The following is a 15,816-nucleotide window of genomic DNA, read 5'->3' as shown; positions in this document are numbered from 1 at the left end:
CAACTCCTTTATAGACTTTCTTCTTCAAACTGCCAGTTTAAGGCACCTCTTCTCCAAGCGTATAAAAGCCCGTAGGTAAGTATAAGGATAAATAGGAACATCTCAATAAAGCCAAATACGCCAAGGTATCTATACACTACCGTCCAAGGAAAGAGAAAGGCAGCTTCTATGTCAAAGAGCAGGAGCAAAAGGCCCAAGAGATAATAACCTTGATGAAAGGTGGCCTGGGCGGATTGATCATACAAAGGCACACCACATTCATAAGGATAGTCCTGAAGTGCATCTTGGGACTTGGGACCAAGTATATAGTTTATAAACACAAAGACCAGCGCAAGGCCAAGCATAATAACAAAGAATATCAACAGCGCCAAGTAGCCCATGCCTTTCACCTCATAAAAAGGTTTTCTGCCGAAGCACTAACAAAGTTCCATAATATTATAGGCACAGCACCGAGCAAGACAACGCCTATGGTTATAAGCATTATAAGCAACTTTTCTGCACCGGAAAGAGAAAGGCTAAATTCCCCGTTAGGCTCCTTCATAAACATAAGGGCCGTTATCCTCAGGTAATATCCCGTGGATATACCGGTAGCCACTATCATCACAAGGGCAAGCCACCAAAGGCTTCCAAAGGAAAGGGACATAAAGACTAAAGCCTTTCCCACAAAGCCAACGGTGGGCGGAACACCGAGAAGGGCAAGGAGCATTATCATAAAAGACAAGGCAAGCCAAGGAGAGGAAAACCTAAGACCAGAAAACTGTTCAAGCCTGTTTTCCCAGTTGGGAACCCTTTCAAGCAAGGCAAGCACCATAAAACTACCAAAGCCCATAAGGGCATAGGCTATCAAAAAGTAGATCACAGCCTTTAGGCCGATAACCTTGGCAATGGCAATACCTGCCATTATGTATCCAGAATGGGCTATAGAAGAGTAAGCCAAAAGCCTCTTTACATCCTTTTGCGCAAGGGCTGTCAGATTTCCATAAAGCATGGTGAGGGCTGATATGATGCCTACGGTGGTTATCCAAGCGTAGGAGAAGTGTTCTTGAACGTAGGGCATTAGCCTTACAAGGGGAGCAAAGAAGGCAAGCTTTCCAAAGGAAGCCATGTAGGCCGTTATGGGCGTAGGAGCGCCTTGGTAGGCATCTGGAAGCCAAAAGTGGAAAGGCACAGCTCCTATCTTTATGGCAAAGCCTATAAGGAAAAGCACAAGGCCCAAAACTAAAAAGTAGTGGTTTTCACCTACATGGGTGAGGATATACCTTAGGTCCAAAGAGCCAGAGTATAGATACATAAAGCCGGCACCATAAGAGGCCAAGGCTATGGAAAGGCCACCAAGCATGAGGTATTTGAAGGCACCTTCCTTGGAGTTAAAGTCGGACCTAAGAAGGGCCGTAAGGATGTAAAAGGATATGGATACGGCCTCAAGGGCCACATAAAGCACTATAAGGTTATAGGAAGAGGCAAGGAACATGCCACCTACCAAGGAAAAGTTAAGGATGTAATAAAACTCTCCGTATAAGGACCTTTTGTGCTTGTAATACTTGTATGTAAAGCCAAGGAGGAATATGGTAAGGAGGAGCATAAAGACCTGCACCAGAGTTGAAAAGCTATCCCTATAATACAAGCCGTAAAAGGTTTCTCCCTTCATGTTAGGGTTTAGGACAAGAAAGAGCAAAGCTATTATGTAGCCTGTGAGGCTTACGCTTATGGCAAGGGCATGGTTTATCCTTTTGTATATAAGGTCTAAGCTAAAGAGGATAAAGCCCGTTATCAGTACTATAAGTTCTGGGAGGACAAGCCAAAGGTTGGGAAATTCCAATCTTACCAGCTGTTCCATCTTAGCCCCCCACTATCCTTATTATGATGGCTTTTAGAAGGTGGTCTATGTAAGGGTCATAAAAGGCGAAGAATAGGAAGGGAAGAAAGCCAACCATAAGCATCGGCACCACAACGAGAAGGTAAGCAAGGAGCTTATAACCCCTTATATCGGTAAAATGCACAAGCCTGCTCTCTTCCTTTGTATCCAAGTAGAGGGTTTTCAAAAGGTAAAGAACATACACGGCGCTAAAGAAAGCACCTACTATTACAAGGAAGGCAAGTATAAGGCTGTATTCTCTTGCACCCACTATGGTGAGGAACTTACCCCAGAAGGAGGAACCACCGGGAAGGCCCATGGAGGAAAAGCCTGTAATGGCCACAAGCACGGCGAACAAGGGCATGAACTTTATACTACCTTTTAGGGCCTGCATGTTAAAGCTGTGAAGCCTGTTGTATATAAAGCCTGCCATCATAAACAGAGCGGAGGAGGTAAGGCCATGGGCGAACATCTCTGTAATGCTTGCCCTCAAACCTTCTGCATTCAAAAGGAACATACCAGCTACCACAAAGCCCATATGGCTAACGGAAGAGTATGCCACAAACCTCTTTACATTACTCTGGCTTATGGTGAACCAAGAGGCAAAGACTATGGAGAATATGCCCCAAAGGACCATAAGTGGCATAAGGAACACGGAAGCCTCTGGAAACAGGCCTATGTTGAACCTAAGGAGTGCGTAGGTGCCCATCTTAAGGAGTATGGCCGCAAGGACCACAGAGCCAGCCGTTGGTGCCTCACCGTGGGCGTCCGGTAGCCATGTATGGAAAGGCACTATGGGCGTTTTTACCGCAAAGGCGATAAGGAACAAAAGGAACATAAAAACCTCAAACTCAAGGCTATACCTGTTGTTTATAAGGTCAAAGTAGTTGAAGGAAAACTTACCAAACTGTTTGTAATGCTGGACCGCAATGCTTACTATACCAAGAAGCAAAAAGAGGGAGGATACAAATATATATATGAAGAACTTATAGGCCGAATACATCCTTAGCTTGTAGCCCCATATACCTATAACAAAGAACATTGGCACCAAGGTTAGCTCATAAAAGACATAGAAGACCATAAGGTCAAGGCTGGCAAAAACACCCACCAGGAAGCTCTCTGTTAACAAAAACCACACAAAGTATTCCTTTAACCTATGGCTTATCTGATGGTCCCTTGTGGACCATAGTATGGCGGAGAGAGAGGTAAGGGTGGTAAGAATATACATAAGATAAGAAAGGCCATCAAAGCCAAGGTGAAGGCTTAAGTTTAGCTCTGGAATAAGGCTATACCTTTCCTCAAATTGAACCTTGTGCGCCTTGGAAAAATCAAAGAAGAACAAAGAAATCAAAGAAAGGAGAAAAACAATACCGCTAAAAGCCACAGCTATCCATTTAGAAAGGGCCTCCTTTGCAATAAGGATTACAAGACTGCCTACCAAAGGCAGTATCATACTTATAGAAATCAAAGGAAAGCCTTCCATGCCTCACCTCATACTGTATAGAATTATGCCAAGTATTAAGATCACGCCCATCAATAAAAAGCTTACGTAGTTATTCAAAAGGCCCGTTTGTATATTTCTTACCTTTTTGCCCGTCCAGTAGGTAAGCCTTGCCACACCGTTGATAAGAAGGTCCACAAGTATTATATCCAGCTTCATCCAGAGGAACTTAACCACTTTAAAGTATAGAAAGTTTAATAAGTTTAGGAAGCCATCTATGATAAACCTGTCCCCCACCAAGAAAAGCACCCTTGAGAGGGACATATAGCCCTTTGCCAAAACCTTATGGTAAAGCCTTTCTGTAAAGAACTGCTCTTTGAAGGTAGTATGTAAAGGCTTTAGGGCCTCATAGGCCTTCTCTGGATTTATTATGCCCTTTATATACACCACATAGGCTATGGCTATGCCTGTTAGCCCTATGGCCACTGACAACACCGCTATGTTTAAATGCAATTCTTTCTCCGCTCCAAAAACTTTGCCATACCATCCTTCAAAAAAGCCCGCTACCACTGCCATTATGCTTAAAACTACCATAGGCACCAACATCACTCCAGGGCTTTCATGTGGCTCCTCTCCATGGTGCCTCTCTTTGCCATGAAACATTACAAAGCCTTCCCTGAATATGTAGTAGGCTGTTAGCAAGCTTACTACCGATGCCAATAGCCCCCAGCCAAAGCTTGCCTCATAGGCCGTGGCTACTATCATGTCCTTGCTCCAAAAGCCCGATAGAGGAAATATTCCAGCCAATGCTAAGGCTCCTACTAAAAAGCTTGCGTAGGTTATGGGCATATACTTCTTTAAATTGCCTACCTCGTATATGTCATGCACATGGTGGTGAAAGGCATGGATTATGGAACCTGCCGATAAAAAGAGTAGGGCCTTGAAAAAGGCGTGTGTGGTAAGGTGGAACATGGCCGCTACCTTGTCCCCAAGGCCTAAGGCCAAAAACATTAGCCCAAGCTGGCTCATGGTGGAAAAGGCTATTATCTTCTTTATGTCTGTGTGTGAGGTTGCTGCCAATGCTGCAAACAGGGCCGTTAATCCGCCTATTACCGCTACCACTTTTAAACTCTGTGGTGCGCTCTCAAACATGGGATATAGCCTTGCTACCATATAGACTCCTGCCGCTACCATGGTGGCTGCGTGTAGCAAGGCTGACACTGGCGTTGGACCTGCCATGGCGTTTGGTAGCCATGTGTGCAGTGGCAACTGCCCAGACTTTCCTACCGCTCCACCAAAAAGCAACAAACAGGCAAGACCCAAAAGGGCCTTATCCACACCACTTAGCTTGCTAAATATCTCCACTATGTTTAGTGTGCCAAAAAGGTAAAAGCTTGCTATTATGCCAAAGAGGAAAAACCAGTCTCCAATCCTGTTTAGTGTAAAGGCTTCCAAAGATGCGTTGGCTGCTTTCTTTTGTGTGTGAAAGTAGCCAATAAGAAGGTAAGAAGCCAATCCCACACCTTCCCATCCAAAGAAGATGCCAAGAAGGTTATCTGACAAGACAATCAGAAGCATGGCAAAGAGGAACAGGGAAAGGTAGGCATAGAACTTAAAGGTCCACTGACCAAAGAGGTTAGACATATAGCCAATAGAGTAGATGAAGATAAGAGTGGCAACGAAGGTCACTACAGAAGCAGTTATAGAGGAAAGGGGGTCAAAGTAGAGTCCCAAAGACAGTGTGTAATTGCCAAGGGGCAAAAAGTCATAGAGCTTTACGCTAAATGGTTCTTGTAGTGCCTTTGAGGTGGCCCAGAGGGAGAAGAGAAAGGAGAAGAGTCCTCCAAGAACGCAAAGGATGGCAGATGCCATATCTCCCAGCCTTGAGCCAAACAGGCCTATTACCAAAAAGGCTATTAAGGGTGAAAGTAGTATTAGTAGCCCTTCCATCCTATTCCCTCAGGTGCGTAATTTCAGAAGAGCCTTCATAGCCCTTAAGCCTAAAGAGAGCCACTATCAGGCCAAGGCCTACGGCCACCTCAGAAGCAGCCACCGCCAATACAAACAGTGCAAAAACCTGCCCTTCCACACCGCCAACCATCTTATCCACGCTCGCAAGTGCCAAGTTTACCCCGTTCAGCATAAGCTCCGTGCTTATGAGAAGGGTTATAAGGTTCTTTCTTATGATAACACCAAGCAGGCCCGAAAGGAATAAAAAGATGCTTATAAGGATATAAGCCTTCTCTATGCTCACTCCTCTTTCCTCCCAAGAAGGATGGCTCCTATCATGGCTGTCAATAGTATAACAGAAGCCACTTCAAGAGGAAAGAGGTAAGTGGTAAAAAGGCTCTTACCTACCTCCTTTACATTATCTTGGCCCGCCACACCCACATGGGCAAAGTTGCCTTTAAGTATGGCATAGGCAAAGCCTCCAAAGGCCAAAAGCAAAATGGGAAAGCCAAAGAAAAACTCCTTTTTATAAAAGCCTTCAAACCTTTTGACCTTTTCCCAAGGAATGGTGGTTATCACAAAGACATAAAAGACCACTATGGCAACCGCATAGATTATAAGCTGTAAGCCTGCTAAAAGCTCCGCACCCAAGTGAAGGAACATGCCAGCCACCGCCAGTATAAGGCTAACAAAGGATAGAAGGGCATGCACTGGGTTTTTCAAAAATAGAACACCCATCACGGACAAAACAGCCCAAGAGGCCAAAAAGCCAAAGATTATCCACTCCATTCTATCTTCCCCCAAAGTCTTTCTCTATGTTCATCGTCAATCCATATACGGTCGGGCTCATTGCCCCTTCTCTTCTTCCAGTCTATGGCGTTCTCTTCAAGCTTGTCCATTTTAAGCACCGCAGACCTTCTTGTATAGCCAGCAAGCTCATAAAGGTCTGTCATGGTAAGACAGCCCACAGGACAAGCATCCACGCATAGACCACAGAAAAGACAGTTAAGCAAGTTCATATCAAACCTAACTACCTTTTTAGACCCGTCGGGCATCTGCACCGCCTCTATTCTAAAGAGGGTTGGCATAGGACAGGCTGTCTGGCACATATAACAGGCCACGCACCTGCTCTTACCCTTCTCATAGCTCATAAACTTCTCTATGGCCCTTAGAGAGTCTGGCTCTGTGCCATCCCAAACAAAATGGCCATGGGCCCCTCTATACCTCTTAGGTGGCGTTAGCTTTTCAATGGGATAGTTGGTGGTGATAGGCCTGCGAAAAAGGTTTTTTAGCGTGACCGAAAGGCCCTTTATAAAATCCACAAATAGCACCGTCTCTATAAGGTTAAGGAAGGCTTTCCTGTCTACCTTTTTTATACCCATAGTGGGCTATTATTTTAAGCCATATTGAACCCTCATGCAAAAGTTTATGAGATTAATCACTCCCTTTGTGTTTTTAAAATTATTTAAAGCATACTTCCTGCGTGCAAAAACTCTTTGAGACAAAAACGCAAAAATTTACTTTATCATCTCTTAATCATCCGTGAACCTACCTTTTAGGTTCATAACCTTCTGGATAAGATATATCAAGGCTTAGAAGTCTTTTTGCGAAAAATTCTCAATTCCCAACTGAAGGTTCGCGGAAATTTTGCTTCACTTGAACCACTTGACAGATTCCTAAAATTGGTGTATTATCTATATTAGATTTAGGTGGTAGGTGGTGGGTTTTATCTGAACTATGTGGGATGTAAAGGGGCAAGCTACGAAAGACGTCAATGGTGAATGGTATGTTTTATCTGAACTATGTGGGATGTAAAGCTACCTTTCCCAACAGCAGGCACTTGCGGAGGACTGACGTTTTATCTGAACTATGTGGGATGTAAAGAAGCTTGGCTGGTAAATCAATATGCTTGTTCTTAGGTAGTTTTATCTGAACTATGTGGGATGTAAAGTAACCCACGCTTCGTGTTTTCATACATATCTGCGTACCATGTTTTATCTGAACTATGTGGGATGTAAAGGGCACGGCGGGATGAAGGTTTGTCTTAATCTAACACTGTTTTATCTGAACTATGTGGGATGTAAAGGACTCAATATCGCTGATAGTTGCCCTCAACTCCAAACGTTTTATCTGAACTATGTGGGATGTAAAGAATCTAAAGTATGATTGTAAACCAACCCTTTCAAAATTGTTTTATCTGAACTATGTGGGATGTAAAGTGTAACATGAGATACTTTTCACTTTCCTTTTCATCTGTTTTATCTGAACTATGTGGGATGTAAAGGTTTCTCTGTCAACATACTGAATAGTGTTCTCACCTGTTTTATCTGAACTATGTGGGATGTAAAGAACAAGGAAATCTTTGAACTCGTTTGGAATTTTACAGCGTTTTATCTGAACTATGTGGGATGTAAAGAGCCAGTACGATGTAGAGCTTGCAGTTCCAGAGCAGTGTTTTATCTGAACTATGTGGGATGTAAAGGAGAATAACGGGAAGAACCATAACAAAAAGAGAATAGTTTTATCTGAACTATGTGGGATGTAAAGTAAGATACTCTGCTGTTCTTGTAATTCTGTAAGTTTTATCTGAACTATGTGGGATGTAAAGTAATAGTTTGAAGGTGCTCAAGATAGTCAAATATCTCTTGTTTTATCTGAACTATGTGGGATGTAAAGTGAAGCATCTGTTGTCCCACTCTTCATATGTCCAGTAGAGTTTTATCTGAACTATGTGGGATGTAAAGGCAAGTAAGAAATGTGATAGAGAGACGTAGAAAGAGAGTTTTATCTGAACTATGTGGGATGTAAAGGCTGGAAAGTCTGGGAAGTTTTATGAGCTTTGGACCGGTTTTATCTGAACTATGTGGGATGTAAAGGATGTAAAGTGATGTAAATTACTTCAACACTTTTCCCGTTTTATAGTAAAAAACATAAAGGTCAAGCTCTGCTTGGGTCATGCCAAGCCTTTCGCATACCTCTTCAAGCCTTTTTTCCGCCTCAAGGTATATCTTCCTTGTGATGGTCTTATAGTCTGGCAAAAGGCCCTTTTCTTTGAGGTATCGGAACACGTGCCTGTCCACTATGGCAAGGTTCTCATAGCCTATGTTTCTGAGAAAATGGGAAGCCTCCTTTAGGCCAAAGCCTTCCACCTTATACTTGGAACAGCTATCGCTCAAAAGCTCTCTTATCTCCTTGGCATTCTTAGAGTTCTTTAAAAGCTCCATAACTCTATGAAAATTCTCCCTTGCCTTGACTATCCTCTCTGCCCTTTGGCGGGCAAACCTGTGGCCTGCGGAAGAGATGGCCTTTTCAAGCTCTTCCAAGCTCATGCTTTTGAAGCCCTCTATGCCTATGGCCTTTTGCAGTTTTATGCCCATCAACGCAGAAGAGTTGGCTGTAAGTATGCAAAAGCAAAGCTCGGAAAAAAGGTCTGCCTCATACACATTGTCCGCAAAGGGTCTAAAATCAAAGGTGGTCTTTCCCTTCTCCCCCAGTTCTTTGAACTCAGATAGTCTTTTATCCACATAAGGCTTGACCTTTTCCTTTATCTTTAATATCTCCTCAAACACCGCAAACCTCCTTTATTAGGTCCTTTGCACCCCTTAAGGTGTTTTCATTCACCTTTCCCATAAGCCTTGCTATCTCCTCAAGGCGCTCCTCTTCTTGCAGTTCAACCACTTTGATAAAGGGAATGTCCCCCATGTATTCTTTTTTTGTAGTAAAGTGCTTGTCTCCTGCACAGGCCACCGCTGGCTGATGAGTTATAACTATAAGCTGGGTGTTTTTTGAAAGCTCCCTCAAAAGCTTTGCAAGCCTTATGGAAGTAATACCGCTTATGCCAGCATCCACCTCATCCAAAACGTAGGTCTGGGCTGGTGGCGAAAGCATAAAAAGGGCAAGGGAAAGTCTTGAGACCTCACCACCAGAGGCCACATCGGAGACCTCTTTTTCATCCCTACCATAGGAAGAGAATAAAAACTTTACCTGCTCTTTACCATACCTTCCCACCTTCTCCTCAAAATGCACCTTAAAGCTTGCCTTCTCAAGCCCCATATCCTTCAAATATTCCAAAACCCTCCTTTCAAACTCCTCCTTCCCCCTCTGCCTTATCTGGCTTAGCTCATCGTATAACCTTTCAAGCTCCTCCTCCTTCCTTTTTAGTTCTTCTTCCAGCTTCTCTGGACTTTCTTCCTCTTCAAATCTTTTAAGCTCTTCCTTTAGCCTTTGCATGTGGTCCCAAAGCTCTCTATAGCTCATACCATACTTTCTTTCAAGCCTTTGAACCTTAAAGACCTTCTCATTTAGGCTATCAAGCTCCTCTTGGCTGTAGGAGACAAGCATAGTCCTTAAAGACCTCTCTATCTCAAAAAGCACATCCCTTATTGGCTCAAGACTTTCCAGTTGCTCCTTTACATCCTTAAAGCTTGAAAGCTCCCTTAGGGCCTTGCTTGCCACCTTTAGGCCTTCTGCGCTTGCCTCAAGGCCAGAAAGGGCCGAAAGCACAAGGTTGTTTATCCTTTCCGCCAAGTTTATCTCTTCAAGCCTTTTTTTGACCTGGTCATAAAACTCTGGAGAAAGGCCTATGCCTTCTATCTCTTTTATCTCCTCCTCAATAAGTCTTCTCCTTATCTCCCTTTCAATCCTCCTTTCTCTTATATTCCTTAGCCTTTCCCTTAGGTCCAAAACCTCCTCATAAACCTTCTCCACCCTGCTCCTTGCTTCAAGAGCCTTCACAAATCTATCATAAACATCCCTTTGAAAGTCCGATCGCATTATCTTTGTCCTATCGTTTTGACCTTGGAGAAGCACCTGAGAAGAAAGGATTTCTTCTACCACCCTTCTGTTGCTACCCCTTCCATCAAGGTAATACCTGCTCCTTCCTTTTACTACCTCCCTTCTTAGGACTACGCTTTCACCCTCGGAAAAAAGCTCTGCCTCCACGCATGTGCCTTCCGGGTAATCACCATCTTCACCCATTAGGAATAGAAGTGAAGATATGGTGAGAGATTTCCCCGTTCCAGTCTCTCCAGTTATCACGTTTAGCCCCTTATCAAAGTAAAGCTCTTCACCCTTTATAAGAAAAAAGTTTTCAAGGGTTAACCTTACCAGCATGGATATAAAATTTACTCCTTTATAAACCTTCTTAAATTCTTTTCCAAAACCTGAAGCATGTAGTCAAACTTCTTGTCTGTTTGTCTTTTTTCTTCTACCTTTTTAATGGCATAAAGGGCCGAAGTGTGGTCTGATTTACCAAAAAGTTTGCTTATTTCTGAGTAGCTCATTCGTAGCAACACCTTGCAAAAGTACATGGCTATCTGCCTTGCCCTAATTATCTTTCTTTCCTTTGTTTCCCTTTTTAGGTCCTCCACCCTTAGCATAAAGTGCTTGGCAATAAGGGCCAGAAGCTCCTCTTCCCTCTTTGGACTTTTCTTTACTTCTTCCCTTATGCCTGTAAGCTTAAGGGTTTTTATAAAGCCTTCTATCTCCCTTACGCTAAAGCCCGTATTTTCCATAACGTAGTCTATATACCTTTTGTCCAAAGGAAGACCAAAAAGCAAAAGCTTGTTTTTGACTATGGAAAGCTTTGTATCCTCATCCAGACCTATTTCCAGTATGAGACCGCTGGCAAACCTGCTAAGAAGCCTTTCGGAAACATCCTTTATGTCCCTTGGATGCCTATCGCTTACAAAGACTATCTGCTTTTCCTTTGCCTGAAGGCTTTCAAAAATCCTAAAAAGCTCCACCTGGGTCCTTTCTTTTCCCGAAAGGAACTGCACATCATCCAAAAGCAAAAGGTCCACGTTGGAGTATAACTTTCTAAATTCCTCCATTTTGTCCTGCCTTAGGCTTTTTATCATCTCCTCCGAGAAGTCGCTGGCCTGCCTATATACTACCTTGTAGCCCAAAGACTTGGACCTGTTCCCTATGGCATGAAGGAGATGGGTTTTACCAAGACCCACACCACCATAGATAAATAGGGGGCTGTAGCTACCGGGGTTTGAAGCCACTTCAAAGCATACCCTATAGGCAAGCTCGTTGGACTTACCCACCACAAAGTTTTCAAAGCTGAACTTGGGCTGAATGCCATCCTTTATATCTTCCCTTTCCTCTTCTTCCTTTGATTTTACAAATATCTCCTTACCATAATCGGATAGCCTTGCTTTTATATACTCCAAGACCCACCTCTTGTGTTCAAGGGTGGGCGTGATTATGATAACTTTGCTTGGGGTTTCTTCAATGCTAAACTGCCTAAAAAGCCCCACCGCAAACCTATCTCTGTTTTCCAAAAAAAGTAAAAAATCCCTCATGGCTCAATCTTTATAACTACTTTCTATGACCTTTTACGCCCCTCAATGGGTTTTATAAATAGTAAAGCCAAAGGCTATGGTATTCCAAACTCAAAAAGCTTTATAAGACAAGGCTCTGCCATTGCTTGACCTAAGTAATGCCTACTTTGTGTCTATTTAAAAAGGCTTATAAACTCCGTAGGACTTAGCCTTGGAATATGCATTATTCTTAAGTTCTCTCTAAGGTGGTCCACCTTACTCATGCCCACAAGGGCTGTACCCACGCCCGGTGTGCTAAGCACAAACTGAAGACTTGATAGCACATCGCTATCTACTTTTAGCTTTTCCTTTAGCTCCTTTGGCACCCTGCCTATCACCCTACCTTGGTATATGCTGGCGCTCGTATATACATAAAGGCCAAGCCTTTGGCAAGCTTCAATGGTGGAAAGCTTTTCTCCGTCTATCTCTTGATTTTTCATAGTATAGGCCTCTGGCATACCAAGGCTATAAGGAAGCTGTATGAACTTGAAGTGGTGGTCCTCACCAGCCACCTCTTTTGCTATGCTTAATAGCTCTTTTAAGTTAAGGTACTGCCTGCTTGCGGGCGACACTCTAAAGCCAGACCAAGTGGCAAGACCATAGTATTTTACCCTGCCTCTCTTTACTTCTTCCTCAAGGTATTCAAAGCACTCCCTTATCTTCCTGTTGAAGGCCTCTCTACTTATGAAGTTTAACTGTTCCTCTGGGTTATGGAGAAAATACACATCTACGTAAGAAGTTTTCATATTCTCAAGGCTCTTTTCCAAGCACCAGTTTATAAACTTTGCGGAAAGGTAATGGCCCTGTGGCGTCATCTCCTGTATGTCTACTATGCCTGTGTTTATAAAGTTCTCATAAAAGTAGTCCTTTGGGTCAACCTTAGAGTCCACATCGTAGGGAATATACCCTCCCTTTGTAGAAAGGATCACCCTTTCCCTTCCTACCTCTTCAAGCACATCCCCTATATCCCTTTCGCTTTTCATATACCTGTAAACTATGGCCGTGTCTATCACATTTATCCCTTCCCTTACGGCAAGCCTGATAACTTCCTTATAACCTTCGGAAGTCTTTTGGTCAAGTTCTCCAAGGTATGTGCCTACTCCAAGGTCTGAAAGTTTTAGGTCCAAAAACTCTTTCATATTTTCCTCCTTTAGAAGCTCAAAAAGTCAAAGCCTGCTTGTTTTTGCAAAAGCCCCTTTTCCACCAAAAGATTTTCTTCCTCTCTTATAAGGCCCTCTGGCATAAGCCTTTTGGGACATGCATAAGAGCAGTTCATACAATGGGTGCAAAGGTCTGGCTTGAGGGAGTGTAAGGTCTTTACGGTGGCCTCTTGGTTTGCGTTCCTCGGGTCTATGAGATGTTTATAAAGCCTTGTCAAGATTATGGGCCCTCCAAAAAGGGATGATGTGGAAAGCACAGGACAAACGCTGTCGCATATGCCACAAAGGATACACTCCCAACTTCTTGAGCTTTTAAGGTTTATCCTCTCATCAACTCTTACATTTGATTCGGATGGATAAAGCCAAACCTTTGACCTCTTTAATTTCAAATACATCTCTTCGTGGTCCACCACAAGGTCCTTTATGACTCTAAAGCCGTCAAGGGGTTCTATAAAAATCTCTTCTTCTGAAGGTAATACCCTTGTGGAGCATGCAAGCACAGGCTTTCCGTTTAGCTTTACTGCACAAGTCCCGCATATGCCAGCCCTACACATGCTTCTAAAGGAGAGGGTGGGGTCTACTTCCTTTATCTTGTATAGGACCTCAAGAAGGGTAAGGTCCTTTTCTACATCTATTTCAAACTCCTCCCTTGCGAGAGGACTTCTTTTTATCCTTACCTTCACCTCAATACCTCTTTATTTCAATCTTGTACTTTCGTATCCTGTAGTCAAGCTGTCTTAGTGTGTATCCAAGAAGCCTTGCTGCTCTTGATTTTACATAACCTGTTTTTTCAAGGGCCTTTAGTATCTCTTCCCTTTCTGTGCTTTCTATGACCTGCGGTATGTTCCTTGGCTCAGAAGTATCAAGCCTTGTAAAGAAGTAGGGTGGTAGGTCCGATTCCCTAATTAGGCCATCCCTCAATATAACCAACCTTTCCACCGCATTCTCAAGCTCTCTAACGTTTCCATACCAAGGGTATTCCATAAAGATCTCAATCACCTTTGGATGGAACTTTACCTTTTTGTTATACCTTTGGTTAAATACCTCAAGGAAGTGGTCCACGAGTATGGGAATATCCTCCTTTCTTTCTCTAAGGGGTGGTATGTGTATGGGTAGCACGTTGAGCCTGTAGTAGAGGTCCTCTCTAAAATGCCCTTGAGCTACAAGTTCTCTCAAATCTTTGTTTGTGGCGGATATTATGCGCACATCCACCTTTATGGTCTTTTCACTGCCAAGCCTCTCTATCTCCTTGTCCTGTATGACTCTGAGTATTTTGGGCTGTAGGGCAAGGGGCATATCTCCTATCTCATCCAAAAATATGGTTCCACCGTTTGCCAGCTCAAACTTGCCCTTCTTTGAAGTGTAAGCTCCTGTAAAGGACCCTTTTTCATAGCCAAAGAGTTCCGCCTCAAGTAAGGTCTCTGGTATGGCGCTACAGTTTATGGTTATAAAGGGCTTTTCCTTTCTTTTGCTCATAAAGTGTATGGCCTTTGCCACAAGGCTTTTGCCCGTTCCGCTCTCGCCAGTTATAAGCACGTTAACATCTGTCTGCGCCACCCTCTCTATAAGGTCAAGTAGCTTCCTTATGGCAAGGCTTTTGCCAACTATGCCCTCCACATTATACCTTTCACTCAAAGCCTTTGTTAAGAGTCTTCTTTCCTCCTCCCACTCCTGCCTTTCTTGGTTCATCTTCTCATCCAACTTATACAGCATACCTATCATAGTCCCCACTATCATAAGAAGCTCCACACCCCTTTCTACACTCTCCTCACCAAAGTCTTTGAACACTGCAAGCACGCCCAATGGCTCTCCACCCAACCTAATAGGCACGGCCACAAAGCTCATATTACCCTCAAGCCTCTCCCTCAAACCCGTTTTGTTAAGGTAGGCATTTACCCTTATATCGGAAAGGAATACGGGCACACCATCCTTATAGACCTTTCCCACCACTCCCTCGCCCCTTCTAAAGATGCCCCTCTCTACCTCCTCCTCCGTTAGCCCAAAGGCTTTAACTATCTTTAAGGCTTTTATCTCTGGCGAATATAGGGCCACATAGCTATACCTTACATCCCAAAAGGAGTATAGGACCTTTAAAAGCTCTTCCAAGCTTTTGGTAAACTCAAAGCCTTTACTCAGGATTTTGGCAACCTCGTTTATTATGGTAAGCTCTCTAAGGTTTAAGCTCCTTTCCATCAGTGTTCTTCTTTCACCTTATAATAAAAGATAAGCACTCCTATCACTACAGCAATGGCCACACCAAAAAGGAGAGTCTCCATAGGCTCTTTCCACTTTACCACATTCTTTGTAAAGGTTATGGCAAGGATGAGGATGACCACGCTTGCCAGCTTGGCCTTTAGCTGGTCTATGCTCTCAATCTTTAGCCACTCAGGCACGTTTAGCTTGCCCACAAATAGTTCATAGAGGCCTACGGCAAAGATATACAGGATAACGGAAAGTAGGTGTATGTCCATTACGGCTATAAACTTGGTAGAAAGCACAGCCGTATCAAGATATTCTGGACTTGTAAAAACCTTATAGATGGCTTCAAAGGAAAGGTAAACACCGTAAAAGCCAAGGAAAACGGCGCTTATAAAAAGGCTAAGAGCAGGAAGTATAGCTATAGCCTTACCTCTTTCCACAAAGAATCTAACCAACCTCTCCATCACTTCACCTCTGTATTTATTATTATCTTTACACCCCTTGTTCCCACCAAGGCGTTTGTAGAGCCAATAAGGTCTCCCTTTTGGACCTCCGCCTTATCCGATGGACTTATGCGTGCCGTTAGCACCACTTGACCCTCCATTATCCTATCGTGGCTTAGCTTGTGTTTGCCGGTTATCTTAAAGTGGTAAGGAAGCTTAGGATTTTTCACCCTTAAAACCGCTATAGGCATAGGATTCTCCAAGTCCCTTACAGAGATTATAAGGAAGTGATCACCCTTTGGCACTTTGCCTCGTAGGCTATCATCCAAAAACACCTGCCCTTCTATAAACTGGTTCCTATACTTTTCCAAAGGCACATCCTTAGGCAGAGGCTGGCAGGAGAAGATAAGGAAAAGAAGGATTAAAAACTTTATCATGGAGA

15 protein-coding genes and 1 CRISPR repeat array are annotated in these 15,816 nt (G+C 43.4%); all 15 genes read right to left on the bottom strand.

The window, feature by feature from the left end:
- Window positions 1-8: 8 nt before the first annotated feature.
- The 15 genes from ACZ5GB_RS04950 to ACZ5GB_RS04880 all read right to left on the bottom strand — a co-directional run bounded on the left by ACZ5GB_RS04950 (window position 9) and on the right by ACZ5GB_RS04880 (window position 15,811).
- Window positions 9-380 carry an NADH-quinone oxidoreductase subunit A gene (locus tag ACZ5GB_RS04950; RefSeq protein WP_464326149.1) on the bottom strand — a complete coding sequence of 124 codons (372 nt, stop codon included), beginning with the start codon at window positions 378-380 and terminating at the stop codon, window positions 9-11.
- Window positions 381-385: 5 nt separating this feature from the next.
- A complete protein-coding gene (locus tag ACZ5GB_RS04945) occupies window positions 386-1,837 on the bottom strand; it encodes an NADH-quinone oxidoreductase subunit N (RefSeq protein WP_464326148.1) in 1,452 nt (483 codons plus the stop codon).
- A 1-nt stretch (window position 1,838) separates the two neighbouring features.
- A complete protein-coding gene (locus ACZ5GB_RS04940; RefSeq protein ID WP_464326147.1) occupies window positions 1,839-3,338 on the bottom strand; it encodes a complex I subunit 4 family protein in 1,500 nt (499 codons plus the stop codon).
- Window positions 3,339-3,341: 3 nt separating this feature from the next.
- Window positions 3,342-5,246 (bottom strand): NADH-quinone oxidoreductase subunit L, encoded by a 1,905-nt coding sequence (gene nuoL / locus ACZ5GB_RS04935; RefSeq protein WP_464326146.1) that lies wholly within the window; start codon window positions 5,244-5,246, stop codon window positions 3,342-3,344.
- Window position 5,247: 1 nt separating this feature from the next.
- Window positions 5,248-5,550 carry an NADH-quinone oxidoreductase subunit NuoK gene (gene nuoK / locus ACZ5GB_RS04930; protein ID WP_464326145.1) on the bottom strand — a complete coding sequence of 101 codons (303 nt, stop codon included), beginning with the start codon at window positions 5,548-5,550 and terminating at the stop codon, window positions 5,248-5,250.
- Complete coding sequence (locus ACZ5GB_RS04925) at window positions 5,547-6,035, bottom strand: NADH-quinone oxidoreductase subunit J family protein (protein WP_464326144.1); 489 nt, start codon at window positions 6,033-6,035, stop codon at window positions 5,547-5,549. Before ACZ5GB_RS04925 ends, nuoK begins: the two co-directional genes overlap by 4 nt.
- Window positions 6,023-6,628, bottom strand: a complete 606-nt coding sequence (locus ACZ5GB_RS04920) for a NuoI/complex I 23 kDa subunit family protein (RefSeq protein ID WP_464326143.1) — start codon at window positions 6,626-6,628, stop codon at window positions 6,023-6,025. Before ACZ5GB_RS04920 ends, ACZ5GB_RS04925 begins: the two co-directional genes overlap by 13 nt.
- 341 nt (window positions 6,629-6,969) lie before the next feature.
- A CRISPR array of direct repeats spans window positions 6,970-8,122; the repeat unit is 29 nt; unit sequence GTTTTATCTGAACTATGTGGGATGTAAAG.
- 18 nt (window positions 8,123-8,140) lie between these two features.
- Complete coding sequence (locus tag ACZ5GB_RS04915; protein WP_464326142.1) at window positions 8,141-8,815, bottom strand: N-glycosylase/DNA lyase; 675 nt, start codon at window positions 8,813-8,815, stop codon at window positions 8,141-8,143.
- Window positions 8,808-10,358: an AAA family ATPase gene (locus tag ACZ5GB_RS04910; protein ID WP_464326141.1), complete on the bottom strand. Its 1,551-nt coding sequence runs from the start codon at window positions 10,356-10,358 to the stop codon at window positions 8,808-8,810. The genes ACZ5GB_RS04915 and ACZ5GB_RS04910 overlap by 8 nt, the downstream gene beginning before the upstream one ends.
- An 11-nt stretch (window positions 10,359-10,369) precedes the next feature.
- On the bottom strand, window positions 10,370-11,554 hold the full coding sequence (locus tag ACZ5GB_RS04905) for a chromosomal replication initiator protein DnaA (protein ID WP_464326140.1): 1,185 nt from the start codon (window positions 11,552-11,554) through the stop codon (window positions 10,370-10,372).
- Window positions 11,555-11,706: 152 nt separating this feature from the next.
- Window positions 11,707-12,711: an aldo/keto reductase gene (locus ACZ5GB_RS04900; protein WP_464326139.1), complete on the bottom strand. Its 1,005-nt coding sequence runs from the start codon at window positions 12,709-12,711 to the stop codon at window positions 11,707-11,709.
- 11 nt (window positions 12,712-12,722) lie between these two features.
- The gene (locus ACZ5GB_RS04895; protein ID WP_464326138.1) at window positions 12,723-13,415 is read right to left on the bottom strand and encodes a succinate dehydrogenase/fumarate reductase iron-sulfur subunit; all 693 of its coding nucleotides are present in this window, start codon (window positions 13,413-13,415) and stop codon (window positions 12,723-12,725) included.
- 1 nt (window position 13,416) lies between these two features.
- On the bottom strand, window positions 13,417-14,925 hold the full coding sequence (locus tag ACZ5GB_RS04890) for a sigma-54 interaction domain-containing protein (RefSeq protein ID WP_464326137.1): 1,509 nt from the start codon (window positions 14,923-14,925) through the stop codon (window positions 13,417-13,419).
- Complete coding sequence (locus tag ACZ5GB_RS04885) at window positions 14,925-15,395, bottom strand: YqhA family protein (RefSeq protein WP_464326136.1); 471 nt, start codon at window positions 15,393-15,395, stop codon at window positions 14,925-14,927. The genes ACZ5GB_RS04890 and ACZ5GB_RS04885 overlap by 1 nt, the downstream gene beginning before the upstream one ends.
- Window positions 15,395-15,811 (bottom strand): c-type cytochrome biogenesis protein CcmI/CycH, encoded by a 417-nt coding sequence (locus ACZ5GB_RS04880; RefSeq protein ID WP_464326135.1) that lies wholly within the window; start codon window positions 15,809-15,811, stop codon window positions 15,395-15,397. The genes ACZ5GB_RS04885 and ACZ5GB_RS04880 overlap by 1 nt, the downstream gene beginning before the upstream one ends.
- Between the last annotated feature and the right edge of the window lie 5 nt (window positions 15,812-15,816).

This window comes from Hydrogenobacter subterraneus, from assembly GCF_055390195.1.
The sequence above is the reverse complement of the archived record's forward strand: the minus strand, read 5'-3'. Positions and strand labels throughout refer to the sequence as shown.

Coding starts and splice junctions, on each gene's coding strand:
- ACZ5GB_RS04925 (WP_464326144.1), bottom strand. CDS start 6,035: ATGGAGTGGATAATCTTTGGCTTTTTGGCCTCTTGGGCTGTTTTGTCC.
- ACZ5GB_RS04940 (WP_464326147.1), bottom strand. CDS start 3,338: ATGGAAGGCTTTCCTTTGATTTCTATAAGTATGATACTGCCTTTGGTA.
- ACZ5GB_RS04900 (WP_464326139.1), bottom strand. CDS start 12,711: ATGAAAGAGTTTTTGGACCTAAAACTTTCAGACCTTGGAGTAGGCACA.
- ACZ5GB_RS04905 (WP_464326140.1), bottom strand. CDS start 11,554: ATGAGGGATTTTTTACTTTTTTTGGAAAACAGAGATAGGTTTGCGGTG.
- ACZ5GB_RS04950 (WP_464326149.1), bottom strand. CDS start 380: ATGGGCTACTTGGCGCTGTTGATATTCTTTGTTATTATGCTTGGCCTT.
- ACZ5GB_RS04910 (WP_464326141.1), bottom strand. CDS start 10,358: ATGCTGGTAAGGTTAACCCTTGAAAACTTTTTTCTTATAAAGGGTGAA.
- ACZ5GB_RS04945 (WP_464326148.1), bottom strand. CDS start 1,837: ATGGAACAGCTGGTAAGATTGGAATTTCCCAACCTTTGGCTTGTCCTC.
- nuoL (WP_464326146.1), bottom strand. CDS start 5,246: ATGGAAGGGCTACTAATACTACTTTCACCCTTAATAGCCTTTTTGGTA.
- ACZ5GB_RS04880 (WP_464326135.1), bottom strand. CDS start 15,811: ATGATAAAGTTTTTAATCCTTCTTTTCCTTATCTTCTCCTGCCAGCCT.
- ACZ5GB_RS04885 (WP_464326136.1), bottom strand. CDS start 15,395: ATGGAGAGGTTGGTTAGATTCTTTGTGGAAAGAGGTAAGGCTATAGCT.
- ACZ5GB_RS04890 (WP_464326137.1), bottom strand. CDS start 14,925: ATGGAAAGGAGCTTAAACCTTAGAGAGCTTACCATAATAAACGAGGTT.
- ACZ5GB_RS04920 (WP_464326143.1), bottom strand. CDS start 6,628: ATGGGTATAAAAAAGGTAGACAGGAAAGCCTTCCTTAACCTTATAGAG.